Source organism: Okeania sp. SIO2B9, from assembly GCF_010672505.1.
GTDB classification, from domain to species: domain Bacteria; phylum Cyanobacteriota; class Cyanobacteriia; order Cyanobacteriales; family Microcoleaceae; genus Okeania; species Okeania hirsuta.
Genome location: NZ_JAAHGK010000507.1, coordinates 1 through 4,964, shown reverse-complemented (window position 1 = coordinate 4,964; position 4,964 = coordinate 1). Strand labels below are relative to the sequence as shown.

Genomic DNA, 4,964 nt, shown 5'->3' with positions numbered 1-4,964 from the left:
TAGCTATTGGACACCTCCTGCAATTTGTAAATATACCAGCGCACATTGCTATATTTCATATCCATATAAATATTCTCTGACGACAAAGAATTAGCCCTGCTCCCGGTAGGGGAGCAAGAGGGGTGGGAGTGATGCCAACTAGTCCGAGTTAGTTAGACAATTAGAGTATAAGAGCTGATTTATCAAGTGAATATTAAGAGGCTAAATCCCTTGCAATACAAGGGTTTTGGAAGTGATAACCAAACAAAAATAAATCCCTGAGAGTCAGATTACATAAGGGTTTTAGCTAAGTTTACAAATCAGCTCTAAAGCGGAATGGTATGGACGGAAATTAATCAAGATTGATCGATTCTTTTCCAGTTCTAAGCTTTGTTCTGATTGTGGGCACATAGTAGAAAAATTACCTCTGTTTAACATCCAGTCCGCTTAACCATGAAAAATATTAAAAAATATAAATTATTTTTACTGTTTTGCAGAATGTATGTTAGGAATTAATCCAAATTCAGATAGCAAGGAACGAGTTGGTTAGGACACAGACTGATGATGAACCTTAGACAGGGAAGTACTTTTCCCCACTCTTGTCCGTTCCCTGTCCCCTGCTATATGTAATCTAATTTCGATTCTTGTTTAAATTATTTAGTCAAAAAAGCAAAACATTTGATAGCCTATATAAGGCTGTAAGTCTTATGCAAAGTAGAGTCTAGCTTTTTTTATCAGTAAATTACTTTTGATAAAATGTAAATATATGTTACAATATTAGAGTCAAAACGGTTTAACTGCTTGACATTCCCTAGAAGAATAGTTAATGTAATATACATACCCGGGTAAACAAGTTGACTGTCATATGCAAGACAAGCAAAAAGTTACGTTATACATCCAACCAGAACTGCATCGCAAGCTCAAAATCAGAGCAGCAGTTGACTCGGAACCAATGTCATCAATAGCAGAAAGAGCTATCCTTTTCTATCTGGAAAACCCAGAAGTAGTGGATGAACTAAGTTCAATGTATGGACAAACCCACCGGGTATACACTTGTCCAGAGTGTACGAGTTCAGTTGTAATGCGAGAAGGAGAACTGGCATCCCTGAAAAATCAGCCAAGTGTATTGGCAGACCAAAATATTCCAGTACATGAAACCCCGGAAACAGAAAAATCTAAAGCTCAACCGGGAGAGCAAGAGTTAGTTCCCTGCTAATGAATGTAGAAATGACTACATCTGATGACTACAAAGTAGTAGAGATGACAGTTAAACCTCTAAATAATTGCTCATCATACTGCTAAGGGTAGCAAGCATAAACTCAATTAAGCCGTAATCTATTGTACCGTTTCTATTGGATCGAGGACTATGAAAGAAGAAATTAAGATTCTAATCCAAGCTCAATATCCTCTGATCTACCTCGTAACATCCGAGGAAGAGCGGTCAGAGCAGGCAATTGTAGCTATAGCTCAACTGAAGCCCCAGTCTCAGAAAAAAGTATTTGTTTGGACAGTAACTCACGGAATAGTAGAGTATAGTCAAAGCAAAAATACCACTCAGCATAATACAGTCTCACCAGAGGCAGCTATAGAGTGGGTAATCAGACAGCGAGATACTAGCAACAACGCTGGAATATATATATTCAAAGACTTACATCCGTTTATTGACTCACCGCCAGTTACTAGGTGGTTAAGAGATGCGATCGCTAGTTTCAAGGGCACAAATAAGACAATTATATTGATGTCCCCAGTGCAGAATGTTCCGATAGAACTAGAAAAGGAGGTAGTTGTACTTGATTTTCCACTACCAGATATGAAGGAGTTGAATCAAGTCCTCTCACAATATCTAGGGAAGCGTAACATTTCCACAGAGACAAGGGAAAAGCTCCTCAAAGCAGCTTTAGGTCTTACAAAAGATGAGGCTGAAAAGGTATATCGCAAAGCTCAAGTAACAGCAGGACGTCTAACTGAACAAGAGGTTGAGATTGTACTGTCTGAGAAAAAGCAGCTAATCAAGCGTAACGGCATATTAGAGTACATCGAAGAGGATGAAACTATTAATGCTGTAGGTGGGCTAGAGGAACTTAAACACTGGTTAAGACAACGTTCTGATGCTTTCACAGAGAGAGCTAGAGAATATGGCCTACCTCAGCCAAAAGGTATGTTAATCTTGGGAATACCTGGATGTGGAAAATCTTTAATAGCAAAGACTACATCTCGCCTGTGGGGTTTACCATTATTGCGCTTGGATATGGGACGAGTCTACGATGGTTCAATGGTAGGACGTTCTGAAGCTAATTTACGAAATGCTCTTAAAACAGCCGAGTCAATATCACCAGCTATACTATTTATAGATGAGTTAGATAAAGCTTTTGCTGGTAGTACTGGTTCAGCTGACTCTGATGGAGGTACTTCAAGTAGAATATTCGGTTCATTCCTGACTTGGATGCAAGAAAAAACTTCCCCAGTATTTGTGATGGCAACTGCCAACCGAGTAGAACGTTTACCGGGAGAGTTTTTGCGTAAAGGTAGATTTGATGAAATTTTCTTTGTAGATTTACCAAACAAACAGGAACGTCAAGATATCTTCAAGATTCACCTAGCAAAAAGACGTCGAGAAATTGAACGCTTCGATCTCGATCAATTATCTAATGTTTCCGAAGGCTTTTCAGGTGCAGAAATAGAGCAAGCCATAATCGCTGCTATGTATGAGGCATTTGCTCAAGATAGAGAATTTACACAGCTAGATATTATTGCCGCGATTAAAGCTACACTACCGTTGTCGAAAACCATGACAGAGCAGGTGACTGCACTACGAGATTGGGCAAGACAACGTGCGCGGCCTGCTGCAGCTTCAGTCGCCGAGTATCAAAGACTGGAGTTCTAAAAGCTTTCTCCTGGTCCAAACAGGAGTAAAGGCTAGTAATCTGTATAGAGTTACTAGCAGTGCCTAAAAAAACCACTTTGACTCGATATCAACTTAACGATGATGAGCAGTGGTAATTTTTCATAAAAACCGTTGTTGTTTCTGTTTTCAGTTAAAATTTTAGGAGGAAACTCGAATGTCTCACTTCAGCACACTGCGTACCAAGATCTCTGACTCTGAAATCTTAAAAGCTTCTCTGCGTGACTTGGGTATCACAGTTAAAACTAACGCTGATGTTCGTGGCTACAATGGCCAACGTGTACGTTCAGATATCGTTGCTGTTCTCGAAGGTGAATATGATTTAGGTTGGTCTTCCAATAGTGATGGTTCTTTTGACCTAATCGCTGACTTGTGGGGTGTTGCTAAAAAGCACAATCAAACTGAGTTGATCAACTCCATCAATCAGAAATATGCCGTTAACAAGACTTTAGCTGCTGTTAAGCAACGCGGTCTGCAAAACGCTAATGTCAAGTTGGTTGTGCAGAAGTAATCTATTTGCGCGTTCCCAAGTTTGCGGGTTAACCAAGATCGGGTTAGCCCGTTTTTTTAGTTATTTTGGCAGAATGAAGAAGGAAAAAGGAAGAGGGAAGAAGGAAAAATATTGCTTTGTCTGAATTTTAAGCTTTTGACCTATCCTAATACCAATTACTATGCATTAATGCTTAACTTAGGTAGCACTTCAATTATTCAGTAATTAACACAAATATAATCACCTTTTTGATCATTAGCACCCTAGGAGTGCATTAATTATTATTATATTTACTTGTCCCCCTATTCCCCTCCTGGGAGTGGTTAAGGGTGGGTCCCCCACTCCCCTGCTCAAGATACGGGTTGAAAAGTTTTTGAGAAATGGTATAACCTTTCCTTCAATGGCTATATTAAATATTCAATTTAAATTAAGTTTGCAATAAGCAAAGAATAATGATAAGATAGTACTATTTTAATTTAATCAAACTTAGTTGAGATAATTAAGAATAAAAACATAATTTGGCTTAACTAAAAAACTCCAGTTATGATAGCTGTAGAGTTGAACAATATCAAGATACGACAAAGAGCAGTAATTTTCATGCAGACAGAAGCTTTCAGCGAGGTTTTTCCTCTGTTTAAGGGAGCAAACCCAGAAACCTTGGAATGGCTACTTTCAGTTGCAGTCAAACACGAATATCCCTCAAATAGAGTCGTCCTTATGGAGGATGCTTGGGGTAATGCAGTTTACTTCGTGGTATCCGGTTGGGTCAAAGTTAGACGCAGATTGTCCCCTGACAACTCAGTTGCACTTGCTATTCTAGGGAGAGGAGATTTTTTTGGAGAAATGGCTATTCTAGATGAGTCACCACGCTCAAATGATGTCGTTGCCTTATCACCAGTACGTTTGATTAGTATTTCAGCTCAAAGATTTATTCAAACTCTCTTCAAAGACCCTCAGTTACATCATCGAATGCTTCAACTTATGGTCAAGCGTCTAAGGCAAACAAATATTCGTGATCAACTGCGTCATAGACCCCCTGCAGTCAAACTGGCTAATACATTAGTTGAATTAGTAGAAAATTACGGTCAGACCACAGACAAAACCTGTGAAATATTTAATATTTCTGACCAAGATTTAGCTGATGTTACAGATATAACAATCGAAGAAACTAGCAAAATCATGGAAAAACTACAGGCTAAGGGGTGGATGAATAGATATACAGAACATCAGGTAATTCACTTACTTAATCTCAAACATTTAATGCATTTAGCAAGTCAATAGACTAGATAAATAATAATGTTTTAAACATTAAAAACTTAATCAAAAGTTTTGTCTAAAAAATAATATTAATTAATATGTGATGAATTAACAGAAAATATATAATACTAAAATCAAATGGAAATAGTTAATATCAAAAATAAATAACCATGACTGAAGCTAGAACAGTATCCCTCAGTCCCACAATTAAAAAACCAGCAATTCAATATCAAGTATTTATGCCTCATCCAGAATCTCATCTGTTTGAGGTTAGTTTGTGTGTCCAACTTGAACAGCTATCTCCTTCATTTCAAAAAGCTGGAAAACTGGATTTAA

General features: G+C 38.0%; 5 protein-coding genes. All 5 read left to right on the top strand.

Annotation, left to right across the window (positions count from 1 at the left end):
* Positions 1 to 298 precede the first annotated feature (298 nt).
* The 5 genes from F6K13_RS17910 to F6K13_RS17890 all read left to right on the top strand — a co-directional run bounded on the left by F6K13_RS17910 (position 299) and on the right by F6K13_RS17890 (position 4,652).
* Entirely contained in the window at positions 299 to 430 is a 132-nt protein-coding gene (locus F6K13_RS17910; RefSeq protein WP_338043168.1) for a zinc ribbon domain-containing protein, read from the top strand.
* 414 nt (positions 431 to 844) lie between these two features.
* A complete protein-coding gene (locus F6K13_RS17905; protein ID WP_124144552.1) occupies positions 845 to 1,195 on the top strand; it encodes a hypothetical protein in 351 nt (116 codons plus the stop codon).
* A gap of 150 nt (positions 1,196 to 1,345) precedes the next feature.
* Entirely contained in the window at positions 1,346 to 2,863 is a 1,518-nt protein-coding gene (locus F6K13_RS17900; protein ID WP_287242795.1) for an AAA family ATPase, read from the top strand.
* Between the two features lie 175 nt (positions 2,864 to 3,038).
* The gene (locus tag F6K13_RS17895) at positions 3,039 to 3,392 is read left to right on the top strand and encodes a DUF1257 domain-containing protein (RefSeq protein WP_124144550.1); all 354 of its coding nucleotides are present in this window, start codon (positions 3,039 to 3,041) and stop codon (positions 3,390 to 3,392) included.
* Positions 3,393 to 3,968: 576 nt separating this feature from the next.
* Entirely contained in the window at positions 3,969 to 4,652 is a 684-nt protein-coding gene (locus F6K13_RS17890; RefSeq protein ID WP_124144584.1) for a Crp/Fnr family transcriptional regulator, read from the top strand.
* Positions 4,653 to 4,964: the final 312 nt, after the last annotated feature.